The organism is Variovorax sp. LjRoot84 (assembly GCF_964254305.1).
Taxonomy (GTDB): Bacteria; Pseudomonadota; Gammaproteobacteria; order Burkholderiales; family Burkholderiaceae_C; genus Variovorax.
Genome location: NZ_CAXUTE020000001.1, coordinates 5,103,159 through 5,118,390, shown reverse-complemented (window position 1 = coordinate 5,118,390; position 15,232 = coordinate 5,103,159). Strand labels below are relative to the sequence as shown.

Here is a 15,232-nt window from a genome sequence, read left to right as displayed (position 1 = left end):
CAATTCGTCGAGAATGGGCCGCATGACTGCCGCCCCGACCGCAGATACCGCGCCGCATCAGGACTTCGAGGTGCGCCCCTTCGATGCACCGGTCGGCGCCGAAATCGTCGGCCTCGACATCGGAAGGCCGATCAACGAAGCCGATTTCAGGCGCATCCACCGCGCGCACCTGGACCACCACGTGCTCGTGTTTCGCGACCAGCAGATCACGCCGGACCAGCACATCGCCTTCAGCCGCCGCTTCGGCCCGCTCGAAATCCATGTGCTGCACCAGTTTCATCTCGAGGGCCATCCCGAGATCCTGATCGTCTCCAACATCAAGAAGGCCGACGGCGAGCCGCTCGGCCTCGGCGACGCAGGCGCCTATTGGCATTCCGACATTTCCTACAAGCCCCATCCCAGCCTCGGCTCGCTGCTGCACGCGCAGGAACTGCCGAGCGAAGGCGGCGACACGCTCTTCGCCGACCAGCATCTCGCCTGGGAGGGCCTGAGCCCCGAGATGCAGCAACGCATCCTGCCGTTGAAGGCCGAGCACAGCTACCTCGCCAAGTACGAGGAACTGCGCGCCAAGAATCCGTGGCGCCCCAAGCTCTCGCAGGCCCAGATCGACAAGGTCGCGCCCGCGGTTCAGCCCGTGGTGCGCACCCATCCCGAAACCGGCCGCAAGGCGCTGTTCGTCAGCGAGCACTTCACCACCCGCATCGTCGGCTTGCCGCAGGAGGAAAGCGATGCGTTGCTGGCCGAGCTGTTCGCGCACAGCGTCAAGCCCGAGTACGTGTACCGCCACCGCTGGGCGCCGCACGACCTGGTGTTCTGGGACAACCGCTCGCTGATGCACCTGGCCGCCGGCACGCCCGACGAACTGCGACGCAAGCTCTACCGAACGACCATCGAGGGCGATCTGCCGTTCTGAAGCCTGGCTGCGACGAAGCGCTTCAGGCCTTGGCCTGACGTCTCACCAGGTGAAGCTCGTCCTTCAGGAAATCGCTCGAGTTGCGCGTGCGCTTGTCCGCCGTGCGGACCTTGTAGGGCACCTTCGTCACTTCGGAGCGCGTGCCGCACAGCCGGATGAAGTCCTCGGCGGTCACGATCTTGTCCTTGAAGTGGTCGTACTTGGCGCGCAGGTGCTGCGCCGCTTCCGTGGCATCGTGCTCCTCGCCATTGCGCATGAACTTCATCGATTTTTGGCTGGCAACGCGCTGGATCAGGGTCTCGATCACCCTCTGCTCGGAGGCCGAGGGGGTGGCGTGGGCCGGGCTGGCCGCACACAGCGCAAAAGCCATCGCGGCCAGCAGGGCTTGCAGGAATCGAAGTGTGTTCATTGGCATCGGACTCCAAAGAGCGGGTCACGCAAGTCCAGCCGATGCTAGCGGCGCTGGGCGTGGGGCGTCAAAGCAGCCTGCTGTCAGGTTTAATCTATTTTTTTGCCTTCTCGCGCCATGAGCTCCCACCTCCCTTCGCAAGACGATCTGCGCATCGCCAACGCGCTGGCCGACGCCGCGGCCGCGCATTCGCTGCGCCTGTTCCGCACGCCGCTCGACATCATTGCCAAGGCCGACGAGAGTCCGGTCACCCAGGCCGACCGCGCGGCCGAGACCGCGATGCGCGAGATCCTCGGCCGGGAGCGCCCGGCCGACGGCATCTTCGGCGAGGAGCACGGCCTGGAGCGCGTGGACGCCGCGAGCGTCTGGGTGCTGGACCCGATCGACGGCACGCGTAGCTTCATCACCGGTTCGCCGCTCTGGGGCACGCTGATCGCGCTGGTGCGCGGCGGCCGCGTCGAGCTCGGCATGATCGACATGCCGGTGCTCGGCGAACGCTGGGTCGGCCTGCACAGCCTCGGCGCCGAGCGCAATGGGCAGGCGGTGCGCGCGAGCAGCTGCAGCGCTGTTGCCGAGGCGCGCATCGTCACCACCTCGCCCGACATCTTCAATGCCGCCGACTGGCAGGCCTTCGACACGCTGAGCCGCCGCTGCGCGATGCGCCGCTTCGGCGGCGACTGCTACGGCTACGCGCAGCTCGCGGGCGGCACCATCGACCTGGTGGTCGAGACCGGCCTGCAGCCCTACGACTACCTGGGCCCCGCCGGGCTGATCGAGGCGGCCGGCGGCGTGATCACCGACTGGCAGGGCCAGCCGCTGGGCCTGCAGTCCGACGGCCGCGTGATCGCCGCGGCCACGCCGGCGCTGCACCGGGAGGCGCTCGCGGTGCTGGGCGCGGCAGGCGGCCGCTGAAAAGAAAGGCGCGCGGGACCCTTGTCCCACCCGCTCGTCGCTTCGACGCGCCTGCACGGGCCGAACCGGGACAGCCGCCTCACGACAACCCGCGCCGTGATCCGAACAATCGATGCTCCCCTCACGGTCTCGCGGGAGTTCTTTCGATGTCAGTTCACGCCATCCACGCGGCGATCCCGCCCTCGCGGCATCCGGCCTTGCTGGGCCTGATTGCGCTGATCGATGCGACGTCCGGCGAGGAGCGCGGTGCGGTCCTCGGACGCTGGCTCGAAACCCGCTTTGGCGAACGCCGCCCGCTGGGCTGGCAGGTCGAGCGCGCGGCCGCCGCGGCGATGTCGCTGCTCGACGCGGCCGACACGCCGATCGACGAGCTGGCGCGCCGGCACCGCGTGAGCCGGCGCCAGCTCGAGCGCGATTTCCGGCGTTGTCTCGGCGTGGCGCCGCGCACCTACGCGCGCCTGGTGCGCTTCCAGCGCGCGGCCTGCGCGATCGCCGACGGCATGCCGCTGGCGCAGGTGGCCGCGGAACACGGCTTTGCGGACCAGGCGCACATGACGCGCGTTTTCGGCGAAACCGCCGGCGTGACGCCGCGCCATCTGCGCGACGGCGGCGGGGCTGCGGCCGCGCTGCGTTCGGTGTTCGCGCATCGCACGGTCATGCCGCCGGCCTTGCGGCTGGCGGCCTGAGAAGCCGGCTGCGGCCACCGCGCCTTCCTCACAGATCGTTGACAGGGCCACCCGCGCCTTCGGTCCGCGCGGCGGATGTGCGTTCGCGCGGCTCCTCCATGCCCTGCCAGACGATGACCTTGCCGTGGTCGCTCCAGGCCTCGGTGGCCTGGGCTGCCGAATGAATGGTGCCCCGCGCATCGCAACCGCCGATGCCGGCGGCCAGCACGCACAGCAGGCCGGCCAGCCCGATGCGGAGGGTGGTTTCGAACATGGTGTGCTCCTTCTGAAAAGAGCTTCGATGATCCGAAGGCACGGCCTCGCCGTCTTGCAGTTTTGCGTCATGCATGCATGTCCAACGGCCTCTTGCCGGCAGAGCTAGACTCTTCCTATGATTCGCTGGCTGATCGTCGTCGTACTCGCACTGGTCCTCATGAGCGGGCTCACCGAGTGGCTGCGGCGCTACGGCTTCGGGCGCCTGCCCGGCGACTTCGAGTTCCGCGCCTTCGGGCGCGAATGGCAGCTGCCGATCGGAAGCACGGTGGTGCTCAGCACGATCGCAGCCTTGATCGCAAAGTGGATTTGATTCGATGAGAGCTTGTGTCGATATCGGCGGCACCAAGGTGGCCGTGAGCCTGTCGGCCGACAGCGCATCCCCGCTGATCGGCCGGCGCAGCGAACCGACCGCCAAGACCGGCGACAACGATGCGGTGGCGCTGCAGATCCTGCGGCTCATCGACGAGATCTGCGCCGAGCAGGGCATCGCCGCCGATTCGATCGACCGCGTGGGCGTGTCCTCGGCCGGACCCTTCGTGCTGCGCGACGGCATGGTCGAACTCGCCACGCCCAATATCTGCGGCGGCATCGCGGGTCCGGCGCGCGGCCTGCCCAACAACTGGATGACGGCGATCGTCGAGGCGCCGCTCAAGCGGCGCTTCGCTCATGTGCGGGTCGAGAACGACGCGGTGGCCGCGCTCGAGGCCGAGCGCCGCTGGGGCGCGCTGCAGGGCGCCGACCATTGCGCCTACGTCACCTGGAGCACCGGCGTCGGCGTCGGCCTGTGCGTCGACGGCCGCATCCTGCACGGCAAGAACGGCAACGCGGGCCATGCGGGCCACAGCTTCGTGGTCGACGACGACAGCAACGCGCTGTGCGGCTGCGGCAATGTCGGCGACGTCGAGGGCCTGGCCGCCGGCAACTCGATCGCGCGCCGCTTCGGGCATCCGGCCGCGGATCTCTTCGCCGCGGCAGCCGCGGGCGATCCGCAGGCGCTGGCCACCACCGATGCGCTGTGCCGCGTGATGGGCCGCATGCTCTACAACCTGGTCGCCACGCTCGATCTGCAGCGCATCAGCCTGGGCGGCAGCGTGTTCTGGAACAACCGCGATTTCCTGCTGCCGCGCCTGCAGGCGCAGGTCGACGGCAAGCTGGTCGCTTTGACGCGCGGTGCAGTGCTGGTGCCCGCGGGGCTGGGCGACAAGGTGGGTGATTACGCGGCGCTGGCGCTGCTCGACTGAAGCCGGCGCGCCTCAGGCGACCAGGCGGGTGCAGGCGATGGCCGAGTCGTCTGTGCCTTCCCTGCGCCCCGGCTCAACGTCTCGACGATCTGGCCCAGGCGGCGCAGGCCGGCATCGACCGTCTCGCCGTAGGGCCAACCGCAGTTGATGCGCATGTAGTGGTCGAAGCGCGAGGAGTTCGAGAACAGCGTGCCGGGCGCCACCACGATCCGCTCGGCCAGCGCCGCATCGAAGACCCGCGACGAGGAGAGGCGCTCGGGCAGCTCGACCCACAGCTGCAGCCCGCCGGGTGGCAGGTTGATGCGGGTCCCTGCAGGAAAGTAGCCCGCGATCGCATCGGCGGTCTGCTCGCGCTGCGTCTTCAGGCAGTTGCGCAGATGGCGCAGGTGGCGATCGTAGGCGCCGGTGGCCATGAACAGGCCGGCCGCGCCTTGCGAGAGTCCCTCGTTGTTGCGCGTCTGCGCGAACTTGAGCATCTCCACGCGCGCCTGCCAGCGCCCGGCCGCGATCCAGCCCAGCCGCAGGCCGGGCGCGAGGATCTTGTGCAGCGAGGCGCAATGGATCACGTTGCCGCTCGCATCCCAGGACTTGAGCGCGCGCGGCGGCATCTGCGCATCGATGAGCTCGCTGTAGGTGTCGTCCTCGATCAAGGGAATCGCGTGCTGCTCGCACAGCTGCGCGAGCCGCGCCTTGTGGGCATCGGGCATCACGCTGCCCAGCGGGTTCTGCAAGTGAGGCACCACCACCACGGCCTTGATGTTGTCGTAGGTGCGGATCGCGAGTTCCAGCGCCTCGATCGAGATGCCGGTCTGCGGGCTGGTCGGGATCTCCAGCGCGCGCATGCCCAGGCTCTCGAGCACCTGCAGCAGGCCGTAGAAGGTGGGCGACTCCACGGCCACCGTGTCGCCCGGCTGCGCCACGGCACGCAGCGCGAGGTTGAGCGCCTCGATGCAGCCGTTGGTCACCAGGATGTCCTCCGGCGAGATCGTCATGCCCACGCGCAGGCTGCGCTGGGCGAGCACCTCCCGGAACTGGCGATGACCCTTCAGCGGCGCGGCGACCGCCAGCATGCCGGGGTGCTGGCGCAGCATGCGCGTCATGGCGCTGCGCAGCGCCTCGGCCGGATAGAGCTCCGGCGCGCCGCGCGCGATGGAGAGGTTGAGCTTCTCGGGGATCTGCCGGCGGCGCGCCACGAAGTCCGACACCTTGGCGTGGATGCCGACGTACTGCGCCGGGTCGGGCGCCCGGTCGGCCGCGGGCTCGTCCATGGCCGCGATCGACAGGCGCCGCGGGCGCCGCACGAAGTAGCCCGAGCGCTCGCGCGCCTCGACCCAGCCTTCGCTCTCCATCGCGCGGCACAGCTGCAGCGCGGTCGAGAGGCTGATGTCGTGCTGGCGCATCAGGCGCCGCAGCGAGGGCAGCTTGTCGCCGGGCTTGAGCGAGCCGGCGCGGATCGCGTCGAGGTAGTGCGTGGCCAGCTGCCGGTAGAGCGGGGGTGAGTCCATGGCTTCGATGCTCCGGCAATGAGGGCAGGGAAAACAGATGCAGATGCGGGGGAAAACGACCATAACAGATGGGTTCGGAGCGCCACTGTTGCGCTTCCGATTGCCCTTGGCTGTGCCTGTTTTTGCGGCAGCCCGCTGCTTACGATTCAGCCATCCCCACTCTGCATCGAAAGAGGCCAGCCATGACCAGCGATCATTCCGAAACCACGCGGCTCGAGCCCGGCCAATCGCTGCGTTTGGCGGTCGATGCGGGCGCCTCGCTGCTGGTCATGGAAGGCCGCGTGCGCATCGTGTCGCCGCCGTCCTGGTTCGGCGACACCGTGTTCAGCGTGGAGAACAGCTTCGACGAAGGCGAGGCCTACCTTGCCGGGCGCGGCGGCTGGATCGAGGTCACGGCGCTGACGCCGGTGCGCCTCAGGGGCGTGCCGCAAGCGGCGCCCGCGGTGCCGGCCGTGAGTTCGCGCGTCGCGCGGCTGGTGCAGTTGCTCTTCGCGAGCTAGCGCACGCTCTCGGCCGCGCGCAGCGCCTCGAGAAAGCTGCGCCGCCACCAGTGCACGTCCTGCTCGCGGATGCGCGCCAGCAGCTTCTGGTGGCGTTCGCGGCGCTCTTCCAGCGGCATCTGCAGCGCCTGTTGCACGGTCTCGGCGGTGCCGTGCGTGTCGTAGGGGTTCACCAGCAGCGCTTCCTTCAACTGTTCGGCCGCACCGGCGAAGCGCGAGAGCACCAGCACGCCCGGATCGGCCGGGTCCTGCGCGGCGATGTATTCCTTGGCCACCAGGTTCATGCCGTCGCGCAGCGGCGTCACCAGTCCGACCGCGGCCGCACGGCACAGCCCCGGCACGCGCTTGCGCGCCACCATGCGGTGGATGTAGCGCACCGGCATCCAGTCGAGCTCGCCGTAGTCGCCGTTGATGGCGCCGCACAGCGATTCGAGCTCGCGCCGGATGTCGGCGTAGGCGTCGACCGTCTCGCGCGTGGGCGAGGCGATCTGGATCAGGGTCGCGCTGCGGCGGTTCTCGGGGTAGTTGGCCAGCAGTTCGCGGAAGGAGCGCACGCGGTTCGGGATGCCCTTGGAATAGTCGAGCCGGTCGATGCCCAGCAGCAGGCGCCGGCTCGAGTACTCGCGCTTCATGGTCTCGTACATGTCGCGCGATTCCTTGGCATGCGTGAGCGCGGCGAACTCGTCGACGTCGATGCCGATCGGGAAGGCGCCGCAGCGCACGGTCTGGCCGTACGCACGGTAGATGCTGTTGCCCATGAAGGCGCCGTTGGCCTCGTTGCGCACGTACTGCTCGAAATGCTGCACGTCCTGCTGGGCCTGGAAGCCGATCAGGTCGTAGGCGAAGAGCGAGCGCATGAGCCATTCGTGCTGCGGGACCGCCGCCATGATGATGTGCGGCGGCAGCGGGATGTGCAGGAAGAAGCCGATGCGCTGCCTGCACCCCATCGCGCGCAGCTCGGCCGCGAGCGGGATCAGGTGATAGTCGTGCACCCAGATGATGTCGTCGTCCTGCAGCAGCGGCAGCAGCTTGCGCGCGAACAGCTGGTTCACACGCCGGTAGCCGCCGATGAAGCTGGCCTCGAAGTTGGCCAGGTCCAGCCGGTCGTGGAACACCGGCCACAGCACGTCGTTGCTGTAGCCGAGGTAGTAGCTGTCGTGGTCTTCGCGGCCGAGGTCGAGGGTGGCGAGCGTGACCTTGCCGGCCTGCTGCCGGTGCATATCGCCTTCGCCGGTCGGGCCGTTCTCGACGATGGTGCCGCTCCAGCCGAACCACAGGCCGCCGGTCAGCTGCAGGCTTTCGCCAAGCGCCACGGCCAGCCCGCCGGCCGCGGGCTTGCGCGGATCGGCAACGCGATTGGAAATGACGACGAGACGGCTCATGGGCTCCTTGTGATCGCGGCCGGTTTCAAATGCACGAATCCCAGGGAGCCGACAGCCGCACCGCCGCATTGATGATGCCCACCATCGAATAGGTCTGCGGGAAGTTGCCCCACATCTCGCCCGTGACCGGGTGCGTGTCTTCCGATAGCAGGCCCAGTGGATTGCGTGCCGCCAGCATGGTCTCGAAGATCTGCCGCGCCTCGGCCTTGCGGCCGATCTTGGCCAGGGCGTCGATGCGCCAGAAAGTGCAGATGTTGAAGGCGGTCTCGGGCTTGCCGAAATCGTCGGCCGCCTCGTAGCGGCGCATGTAGGGGCCGTCGCAGAGCGACTTCTCCATGGCCTCGACGGTCGAGATGAAGCGCGGGTCGCGCGCATCGATCAGGCCGACCTCGGCCATCAGCAGGATGCTCGCATCGAGCTCGTGGCCGCCGAAGCTCTCGGCGAAGGCCTGGCGCTCCTCGCACCAGGACTTGGTGAGGATCTCCTCGTGCATGCGCGAGGAGTGGCCGTGCCAGTAGGCCGCGCGCTCCGGCAGGCCGAGCGCGCGCGCCACCTTCGCGAGCCGGTCGCAGGCGGCCCAGCTCATCAGCGCCGAGCTGGTGTGCACGCGCGCGCGCGTGCGCAGCTCCCACATGCCGGCATCGGGCGTACCGTAGACGCGGATGGCCTGCTCGCCCACGGCTTCGAGGTGCGGGAACTCGGCCACGCCGGCGCGGCTGAGCAGCCGGTGGTCGTGGAAGGCCTGCGAGGCGCCGAGCACGATGTTGCCGTAGACGTCGTGCTGGAAGTGCTCCTGCGCCTGGTTGCCCACGCGCACCGGCCCCATGCCGCGGTAGCCGGCCAGCCCTTCGACGAAGGACTCGGGCAGTTCGCGCTCCAGGCCGATGCCGTAGAGCGGCTGGATGTGCTGGCCGTGCGAGCCGATCACGACGTTGCTGAGCCAGCGCAGGTAGTCCTCCATGGTGCCGACCTCGGACAGGCTGTTGAGCGCGCGCACCACGAAGAAGGCGTCGCGCAGCCAGCAGAAGCGGTAGTCCCAGTTGCGCTGGCTGCCCGGCGCCTCGGGAATGCTGGTGGTCATGGCGGCGACGATGGCGCCGGTGTCCTCGTAGAGCGAGAGCTTGAGCGTGATCGCGGCGCGGATCACCGCTTCCTGCCACTCGAAGGGGATCGCGAGCCGCTTGCTCCAGGTGCGCCAGTAGGCGATGGTTTCCTGCTCGAAATGGCGCGCCGTGTCGGCGATGCCGTCGGTCAGCGTCTCGTCGGCGCCGAACACGAAATTGTGCTCGCGCGACAGCACGAAGGGCTGGCGCGAAAGCACGTGCGAGACCGGGGCGTCGGTGTTGAGACGCAACGCGAAGTCGGGCCCCACATAGCGGATGTGGTTGCTGCCGCGCGTCATGGTCGGCGCCGTCGCGCCCCACTGGAAGCGAGGGGCCAGCGAGACGCGGATGCGCGGTGTGCCCTGGATCGGCCTGACGCGGCGAACGATTGTGAGCGGCCTGAAATAACGCGAGCGGCTGTGAAAGCGCGGCGCCAGGTCGGTGATCTCGAGGCCCTGGCCCGCACTGTCGAAGAGCTGGGTGCGCAGCACGGCGGTGTTCGGCTCGTACCACTGCTTGGCCGATGCGAAGTCCTCGATTTCGATGGCCCATGCGCTCGCATCCTCGCCCGGATGCAGCAGCGCGTTGAACACCGGCTCGCCGTCGAAACGCGGCAGGCAGCACCAGACGATGCGGCCGCGCTCGTCGACCAGCGCGCTGAAGGCGCAGTTGCCGATCACGCCCAGCTTCAGCGAGGGGTTGGCCGGCGCAACGAAGCCGCGGCGGGCAGCGGGTGCGTCCAGCACCTCGGGATGCGGCGCTGCCTTGTCGCTCGCGCCGGCGGCGCCGGCAATCGACTCGCCGGCGCGGTCTTCGGGCGCGGCGACCTCTTTCAGATTCGTCGTCATGCAGGTTTTCCTTCCGTGTCGGATTCCGGTCCCGCGAGCAGATCGCGTGCCTGGACCAGCCATTCGAACACGGCGCGCGGGGAATCCAGCCGGTGCAGCGCCAGGCTGGGGCCCGATCCGACCTTGATCGCCACGCCGCCGCGCGGCTGCACGATGGCGAAGCCGCTTTCGTCGGTGGTGTCGTCGCCGGCGAAGACCGGCATGCGGCCGGCGAAGGGCGCTTCGCGCAGGAAGGCATCGATCGCGACGCCCTTGTTGATGCCCGCGGGCTTGACCTCGAACACGAACTTGCCGTGCAGCAGCTCCAGCTGCGGCTGGCCGTCGATCGCGCGCAGCAGCGCGTCGCGGCAGACGGCTTCGAGCTGGGGCGCGAGCCGGTAGTGCAGGGCGATCGCGGCATGCTTGCGTTCCACCAGCAGGCCTTCGTAGACGCGCGCGAGCTCGTTGACGACGTCCAGCACCATCCTGAGGTCGGGTGCGCGCTGCTCCTGCATCCGGCCCTCGGCATCGCGGCGCTGCACGCCGTGCTCGCCGGCGGCCGGCAGGCGCAGCGGTGCAAGGAAGCGGTCGAGCACGTCGATCTGCCGGCCGGACACGACCGCCAGCGCGCCGCCCAGCAGGTCGTGCAGGTCGTCGAGCAGAGCGACCAGGGAGGTCGGCACCTCGATCGCTTCGGGCGTCTCGGCAATGGCCACGAGCGTGCCGTCGAAATCGAGGAACAGGGCAGCGTCTGGTGTGAGGCGGGGGGGCGTCTGCATTTAGGGGAAAACCATAGCAGACTCGGGCAGTGGGGGGCGTCGGCCAAGACCGCAAATCGGTTTTCTAGGCGCGCGGCGGAAGCGCAGCTGCAACGGCGGCAACCCGCGCACGGGCGATTGCCTCGCCGATTTTCGGGCCCGCTGCACCCGCCAGCTGTGCGTCGCGTGCAATGGGCTCCGTTTCGACCGATTGCGCCGCGCCGAGTGCCGCCAGCAGGCGCTCGCGCTGCGGGTAGGCGCTGTCCTCGAGCCCGAGCCGCCCGCGCGCGTCGCATTCGCAGGCCAGCAGCGCCTGTTCGAAGCGCTCCGGCTTGCGAAATGCATCGCAGCGTTCGAGCAGCCGCACCAGCGCCGTCGCATTGAGTTCGCCGCTGCGATGGATGTTGCCGTGCTCGCGCGCCACCACCTCGGCCAGTTCGCGCAGCTCGACCGGCACGCGCCAGCGCTCGCACACAGCCTGCAGCAGCTCCGCGCCGCGCTGCTCGTGGCCGATGTGGCGCGGCAGTACCTCGGGCGGCGTGCTGCCCTTGCCGAGGTCGTGCACCAGGCAGGCGAAGCGCACCGCCAGCGGCGCCTCGAGCCGCGCCGCCATGTCGAGCACCATCATGAGGTGCAGGCCGGTGTCGACCTCGGGGTGATGGGCTTCGGGCTGCGGCACGCCCCACAGCCGGTCGAGCTCGGGCAGCAGCACGGCCAATGCCCCGCAATCGCGCAACAGCTCGAACATGCGCGAGGGCCTGGCTTCCATCAGCCCGCGCGCGAGCTCCTGCCAGACGCGCTCGGGCACCAGCGCATCGACTTCGCCGGCCGCGACCATCTCGCGCATCAGCGCCATGGTCTCGGGGGCGACCTCGAAGTCGGTGAAGCGGGCCGCGAAGCGTGCGACGCGCAGGATGCGCACCGGGTCCTCGCGGAAGGCATCGGTCACGTGGCGCAGCAGCTTCTGCGCAAGGTCGTGCCGGCCGTGGAAGGGGTCGATCAGGTGCGCTGTGTCGATGGCGCTGGCGGCCTTGTTTGCCGGCAGCGCGATCGCGTTGACCGTCAGGTCGCGCCGGGCCAGGTCCTGCTCGAGCGTGACGTCGGGCGCGGCATGGATGGTGAAGCCGCGATAGCCGGGCGCGCTCTTGCGTTCGGTGCGCGCCAGCGCGTATTCCTCGCGCGTCTTGGGGTGCAGGAACACCGGGAAGTCGCGGCCCACCGGCAGAAAGCCCTTGGTCACCATCTCTTCGGGCGTGGCGCCGACCACGACCCAGTCGCGATCGCTGCCGGGCCGGCCCAGCAGCGCATCGCGGATCGCGCCGCCGACGAGATAGGTTTGCATGGGACGCAGTTTAGGTGCTGGCCCCTCATGCCGGATCTCGCTCAGCGCTCGATTCGGTAGGGTTCGTCGATGACGACGAAGCGCTTCTCGACCAGCGCCTCATCGATCCAGGCCTTCACGCCGGGAAGCTGCTGTACGCGCTCGATATAGGCTGTGATCGCGGCAGGCACCGGCAGGCCGAAGGTCCTGATGCGCACGCCGACCGGCGCGAAGTACGCATCCGCGATGCCGAACTCGCCGAACAGCATCGGCCCGCCATGGGTTTCCAGGAGGCCGCTCCACATCTGCACGATGCGCGCGAGGTCGACACCCACCTCCGGCTTGTCGCGCAGGATGATCCGGCCCTGCTCACGCAGGTCCGCCTCGATGTTCATTCCGCAGTGGGTGCGCAGTGCGCCGAAACCTGCGTGCATCTCGGCGCAGATGCTGCGCGCATGCGCGCGCTGGGCCATGTCGCGCGGCCAGAGGGCCTTGTCGGGATGGCTCTCGGCGAGGTATTCGCAGATCGCCAGCGTGTCGTAGACGATGGTGGCGCCGTCCACGAGCACTGGCACGCGGCCGGTCGGGTTGATCGCGTGGATGGTCTTCTTGAAGTGCGAGTCGGCATCGAAGTCGTCGAAGGGCACCATGACTTCCTCGAACGCGATGCCGGCCTGCTTCATGAGCACCCATGGCCGCATCGACCAGGACGAGTAGTTCTTGTTGCCGATGTAGAGCTTGGGCATCGCGGTCCTCCAGGTTGCTGCAAAGCCCTCGATGCTAGCGGCTGGGCAGCGCGCGATTGATGCCGAAGGCGTGCGCCATTGATGCTCAGCGCCTGGTTTCGTCGTCGGGCGAGGCGATCACGCGGGGTTTCCCGTTCGCACCGCCGCCGGGAGGCGGGCCGATCATCCGCTCGATCAGCTCCACCAGTCGCGGCACCAGCGCAAGCACGGCCAGCGCCAGCAGGGCGCTGAGTATCGCGGTCACCTCGCGTCCGAGTCCGCTGGCCATGCCGATGGCGGCCGTCATCCAGAGGCCGGCCGCGGTGGTGAGGCCCTCCACGTGCCGTTCGTCCCGGCCCTGCTTGAGAATGGTGCCGGCGCAGAGAAAACCCACGCCCGCCACCAGGCCCTGGATCACGCGGCTCATGTCGGCCGGCACGATGCCGGTCTGCTGAGGCACGAGCACGAAGAGCGCGGAGCCGATCGCCACCAGCATGTGGGTGCGCACCCCGGCGGCCTTGCCGTGCTGTTCGCGCTCGAAACCGAGCGCGAAGCCCAGCACCGCCGCGAGAAAAAGGCGCACCAGGATGCGCGTGAACTGGGCGACGTCGCCGACGTCCGAGAACTCGGCCGCGATGGTGCTTGCGGCTTCGTCCCACCAGGCCATCAGGGAAGGTCCTTGTTGGGCTCGGGCTCGGCGGCGTCGCGCGGGCCTACGTTGCCGAGGCGGTCCTTGATCGATTGCGGCCGGCCGGTGATCAGGGCCGCGTAGTTGGTGGCGTTGGCGAGCACCTTCTTGACGTAGTCGCGGGTCTCGTTGAAGGGCACGTTCTCGGCCCAGATGGCCGCTTCCATCACCGGCCCGTTGCGCCAGTTGCGCGGCCGGCCCGGGCCGGCGTTGTAGGCCGCGGCGGCCAGCGCCATCGAGCCGTCGAAGTCGTCGAGCGCGAGCTTGAGGTAGTTGGTGCCGATGGTGATGTTGGTGTCGCGGTCGTTGATCTGGCCGGGCGTGAAGCCCGCGAGGCCGATCTTGTTGGCAGTCCAGCGCGCAGTGGCGGGCATCACCTGCATCAGGCCCGAGGCGCCGACGCCCGAGCGCGCGTCCATGATGAAGCGGCTTTCCTGCCGGATCAGGCCGTAGACGTAGGCCGGGTCGAGGCCGATCTCCTCGCTCTTGCGCACCACGGTGTCGCGAAAGGGCATCGGGTAGCGCTGCTCGACATCGATCATGCCCTTGGTGCGCTCGCTGGTGTTGATGCAGCGGTCCCACACTTCGCGCTGGCAGGCGAGGTCGGCCGCGGCCAGCAGTTCGCGGTCGCCCATGCCGCCCTTGTCGTGCAGGTTGGTCGCGTAGTTCCACTCGCGCGTGCCCTCGGGGCGCAGGCCGATCGCGATCGCGTTGAGAGCGCGGTTGAGCGCCGGGTTGTTGCGTGCCGCGTCCTTTTCTTCGGCCGTGAGCGGCGCCGGGCGGGTCGGCACGGTGGCGCGCTCGCCCAGCTCTTCGAGCGCCAGCAGTTCGTAGAAGCCGCGCGTGCCGGCAATGCTTTCGAACAGCGCGCGCGCCTGGGCGCGGCGCTCGTCACCGCCCTGGGCGTGGAGGGCGCGCGCCTTCCAGTAGATCCATGTCGGATCCTGCTGCGTCGATTCGCTCATGGCATCGATCGCGGCCTGCACGTTCTTCCAGTGGCCGCTGCGCAGCGCGGCGCGCGTCTTCCAGGCCAGCATGTCGTCGGAGAGATCGCCGTTCTTCGTGACGTTCGCGAAGGCGCCGCCCGCCGCCGGCGAGAGCTTGACGGCGTACTGGCGGCCGATCGCGCCCCAGAGCCAGTTGCGCTCCTCCGACGTCAGCATCGGGCCCCACTTGCTCTCGAGCTGGGAGGCCGCCATGTCCGGGTCGGCGATGGTCATCTTGATCAGCGCGAGCACCACCAGCTCCTTGCGCGCCTTGGTGGCGACGAAGGCGCGGCCGGTCAGGAACTTGGCCATGCTGGCATTCAGCTCGTCGAACTGCGCGACGGCATCGGGCGCGGCAAGGAGGATCGCGGCGCGGGCCGCCTGCGGCCGGTTGGCCTCGATGGAAAGGCGCGCCTTTTTCCATGCGTCGTTGGGCGACATCTGGCCGGCCGCGATCATGCGGTCGGCCGCGGTCAGGCAGCCGTCGTCGAGCTCGCGCTGGCCCAGCCAGTTGCGGCGGACTTCGTCGGCCTGCGCCTTGGAGGCGTTGCCGCCGCGCAGCGTTTCGACAAGGATGGCGTAGCAGCGCACCTGGGCATCGTCGTTCATGCGGTAGGCCGGGTGCAGCGTGGCGAAGCCGTCCCAGTCGCGGCGCTGGCCGAGCAGCATCAGCCAGTCGTTGCGCAGACGGTCTTCCTGGTAGGTGCCGGCGTAGCGCGAGAAGAAGTCCTGCACCTCGGAGGCGCTCGCTTCCTGAAGGCGCGCCTTGAGCTCCCAGTAGGCGGCCCAGGGTTCCAGCGCGTGGCCTCTTGCCTGCGGCAGCAGGGCCGCGAGACGCGCCTTGTCGCCGCGCTGGAAGGCCTGCTTCATTTGCACCAGCACGTCGTCGTCGCGGTTTTGCGCGCAGGCCGGCTGCAGCAGTGCCGCGGTGGCGAGGACGAGCGAAAGAACGAGGGTGGAGAAGGGCGCGCGGGGCCGGCGGGGCGCGGGTGCCAAAATGCTTGCAAACTGCATCGGGCGA

At 69.1% G+C, this 15,232-nt stretch carries 16 protein-coding genes; 6 read left to right on the top strand and 10 right to left on the bottom strand.

The features are described from left to right. Window positions 1-22 precede the first annotated feature (22 nt). The gene (locus tag ACSQ9I_RS25365) at window positions 23-913 is read left to right on the top strand and encodes a TauD/TfdA dioxygenase family protein (RefSeq protein ID WP_436314907.1); all 891 of its coding nucleotides are present in this window, start codon (window positions 23-25) and stop codon (window positions 911-913) included. A gap of 22 nt (window positions 914-935) precedes the next feature. Here ACSQ9I_RS25365 and ACSQ9I_RS25360 read toward each other — a convergent pair whose 3' ends face one another. Beyond that, the gene (locus tag ACSQ9I_RS25360) at window positions 936-1,322 is read right to left on the bottom strand and encodes a DUF5329 family protein (protein WP_436314906.1); all 387 of its coding nucleotides are present in this window, start codon (window positions 1,320-1,322) and stop codon (window positions 936-938) included. A gap of 117 nt (window positions 1,323-1,439) precedes the next feature. Here ACSQ9I_RS25360 and hisN point away from each other — a divergent pair, with 117 nt between their 5' ends. Both hisN and ACSQ9I_RS25350 read left to right on the top strand, forming a co-directional pair. After that, a complete protein-coding gene (gene hisN, locus ACSQ9I_RS25355) occupies window positions 1,440-2,234 on the top strand; it encodes a histidinol-phosphatase (protein ID WP_436293587.1) in 795 nt (264 codons plus the stop codon). A gap of 146 nt (window positions 2,235-2,380) precedes the next feature. Further along, complete coding sequence (locus tag ACSQ9I_RS25350; RefSeq protein ID WP_436314905.1) at window positions 2,381-2,920, top strand: helix-turn-helix transcriptional regulator; 540 nt, start codon at window positions 2,381-2,383, stop codon at window positions 2,918-2,920. Between the two features lie 28 nt (window positions 2,921-2,948). Here the strand turns inward: ACSQ9I_RS25350 and ACSQ9I_RS25345 are convergent, their stop codons facing one another. Then, a complete protein-coding gene (locus ACSQ9I_RS25345; RefSeq protein ID WP_436314904.1) occupies window positions 2,949-3,173 on the bottom strand; it encodes a hypothetical protein in 225 nt (74 codons plus the stop codon). Window positions 3,174-3,290: 117 nt separating this feature from the next. Between ACSQ9I_RS25345 and ACSQ9I_RS25340 the strand changes: the two genes are divergently transcribed. Both ACSQ9I_RS25340 and ACSQ9I_RS25335 read left to right on the top strand, forming a co-directional pair. Next, complete coding sequence (locus ACSQ9I_RS25340) at window positions 3,291-3,485, top strand: DUF2905 domain-containing protein (RefSeq protein WP_093104104.1); 195 nt, start codon at window positions 3,291-3,293, stop codon at window positions 3,483-3,485. A 4-nt stretch (window positions 3,486-3,489) separates the two neighbouring features. Next, entirely contained in the window at window positions 3,490-4,416 is a 927-nt protein-coding gene (locus ACSQ9I_RS25335) for an ROK family protein (protein ID WP_436314902.1), read from the top strand. Here ACSQ9I_RS25335 and ACSQ9I_RS25330 read toward each other — a convergent pair. Beyond that, entirely contained in the window at window positions 4,389-5,921 is a 1,533-nt protein-coding gene (locus tag ACSQ9I_RS25330) for a PLP-dependent aminotransferase family protein (protein ID WP_436314901.1), read from the bottom strand. The two genes, ACSQ9I_RS25335 and ACSQ9I_RS25330, sit on opposite strands and share 28 nt — an antisense overlap. A gap of 182 nt (window positions 5,922-6,103) precedes the next feature. Here ACSQ9I_RS25330 and ACSQ9I_RS25325 point away from each other — a divergent pair, with 182 nt between their 5' ends. Continuing rightward, a complete protein-coding gene (locus ACSQ9I_RS25325; RefSeq protein ID WP_436314900.1) occupies window positions 6,104-6,421 on the top strand; it encodes a hypothetical protein in 318 nt (105 codons plus the stop codon). Here the strand turns inward: ACSQ9I_RS25325 and otsA are convergent. From otsA to ACSQ9I_RS25290, 7 genes are all read right to left on the bottom strand, one after another. Continuing rightward, entirely contained in the window at window positions 6,418-7,803 is a 1,386-nt protein-coding gene (otsA, locus tag ACSQ9I_RS25320; RefSeq protein ID WP_093104110.1) for an alpha,alpha-trehalose-phosphate synthase (UDP-forming), read from the bottom strand. The two genes, ACSQ9I_RS25325 and otsA, sit on opposite strands and share 4 nt — an antisense overlap. 25 nt (window positions 7,804-7,828) lie before the next feature. After that, the gene (locus ACSQ9I_RS25315; protein ID WP_436314899.1) at window positions 7,829-9,754 is read right to left on the bottom strand and encodes a glycoside hydrolase family 15 protein; all 1,926 of its coding nucleotides are present in this window, start codon (window positions 9,752-9,754) and stop codon (window positions 7,829-7,831) included. After that, window positions 9,751-10,512, bottom strand: coding sequence for a trehalose-phosphatase (gene otsB / locus ACSQ9I_RS25310; RefSeq protein ID WP_093104113.1), 762 nt, complete (start codon window positions 10,510-10,512; stop codon window positions 9,751-9,753). The genes ACSQ9I_RS25315 and otsB overlap by 4 nt, the downstream gene beginning before the upstream one ends. A gap of 64 nt (window positions 10,513-10,576) precedes the next feature. Then, entirely contained in the window at window positions 10,577-11,833 is a 1,257-nt protein-coding gene (locus tag ACSQ9I_RS25305) for a multifunctional CCA addition/repair protein (protein WP_436314898.1), read from the bottom strand. 41 nt (window positions 11,834-11,874) lie between these two features. Then, complete coding sequence (locus ACSQ9I_RS25300) at window positions 11,875-12,558, bottom strand: glutathione S-transferase family protein (protein WP_436305402.1); 684 nt, start codon at window positions 12,556-12,558, stop codon at window positions 11,875-11,877. A gap of 85 nt (window positions 12,559-12,643) precedes the next feature. Further along, window positions 12,644-13,204 (bottom strand): MgtC/SapB family protein, encoded by a 561-nt coding sequence (locus ACSQ9I_RS25295; protein ID WP_436305401.1) that lies wholly within the window; start codon window positions 13,202-13,204, stop codon window positions 12,644-12,646. Further along, entirely contained in the window at window positions 13,204-15,225 is a 2,022-nt protein-coding gene (locus ACSQ9I_RS25290; RefSeq protein ID WP_436314897.1) for a transglycosylase SLT domain-containing protein, read from the bottom strand. The genes ACSQ9I_RS25295 and ACSQ9I_RS25290 overlap by 1 nt, the downstream gene beginning before the upstream one ends. Window positions 15,226-15,232: the final 7 nt, after the last annotated feature.

Excerpts from the sequence above, each read along its gene's own strand:
- ACSQ9I_RS25290 (WP_436314897.1), bottom strand. The coding sequence starts at position 15,225 with ATGCAGTTTGCAAGCATTTTGGCACCCGCGCCCCGCCGGCCCCGCGCG.
- ACSQ9I_RS25335 (WP_436314902.1), top strand. The coding sequence starts at position 3,490 with ATGAGAGCTTGTGTCGATATCGGCGGCACCAAGGTGGCCGTGAGCCTG.
- ACSQ9I_RS25295 (WP_436305401.1), bottom strand. The coding sequence starts at position 13,204 with ATGGCCTGGTGGGACGAAGCCGCAAGCACCATCGCGGCCGAGTTCTCG.
- ACSQ9I_RS25360 (WP_436314906.1), bottom strand. The coding sequence starts at position 1,322 with ATGAACACACTTCGATTCCTGCAAGCCCTGCTGGCCGCGATGGCTTTT.
- ACSQ9I_RS25315 (WP_436314899.1), bottom strand. The coding sequence starts at position 9,754 with ATGACGACGAATCTGAAAGAGGTCGCCGCGCCCGAAGACCGCGCCGGC.
- hisN (WP_436293587.1), top strand. The coding sequence starts at position 1,440 with ATGAGCTCCCACCTCCCTTCGCAAGACGATCTGCGCATCGCCAACGCG.
- ACSQ9I_RS25330 (WP_436314901.1), bottom strand. The coding sequence starts at position 5,921 with ATGGACTCACCCCCGCTCTACCGGCAGCTGGCCACGCACTACCTCGAC.
- ACSQ9I_RS25305 (WP_436314898.1), bottom strand. The coding sequence starts at position 11,833 with ATGCAAACCTATCTCGTCGGCGGCGCGATCCGCGATGCGCTGCTGGGC.
- ACSQ9I_RS25345 (WP_436314904.1), bottom strand. The coding sequence starts at position 3,173 with ATGTTCGAAACCACCCTCCGCATCGGGCTGGCCGGCCTGCTGTGCGTG.
- ACSQ9I_RS25340 (WP_093104104.1), top strand. The coding sequence starts at position 3,291 with ATGATTCGCTGGCTGATCGTCGTCGTACTCGCACTGGTCCTCATGAGC.
- ACSQ9I_RS25350 (WP_436314905.1), top strand. The coding sequence starts at position 2,381 with ATGTCAGTTCACGCCATCCACGCGGCGATCCCGCCCTCGCGGCATCCG.
- otsA (WP_093104110.1), bottom strand. The coding sequence starts at position 7,803 with ATGAGCCGTCTCGTCGTCATTTCCAATCGCGTTGCCGATCCGCGCAAG.
- ACSQ9I_RS25300 (WP_436305402.1), bottom strand. The coding sequence starts at position 12,558 with ATGCCCAAGCTCTACATCGGCAACAAGAACTACTCGTCCTGGTCGATG.
- ACSQ9I_RS25365 (WP_436314907.1), top strand. The coding sequence starts at position 23 with ATGACTGCCGCCCCGACCGCAGATACCGCGCCGCATCAGGACTTCGAG.
- ACSQ9I_RS25325 (WP_436314900.1), top strand. The coding sequence starts at position 6,104 with ATGACCAGCGATCATTCCGAAACCACGCGGCTCGAGCCCGGCCAATCG.
- otsB (WP_093104113.1), bottom strand. The coding sequence starts at position 10,512 with ATGCAGACGCCCCCCCGCCTCACACCAGACGCTGCCCTGTTCCTCGAT.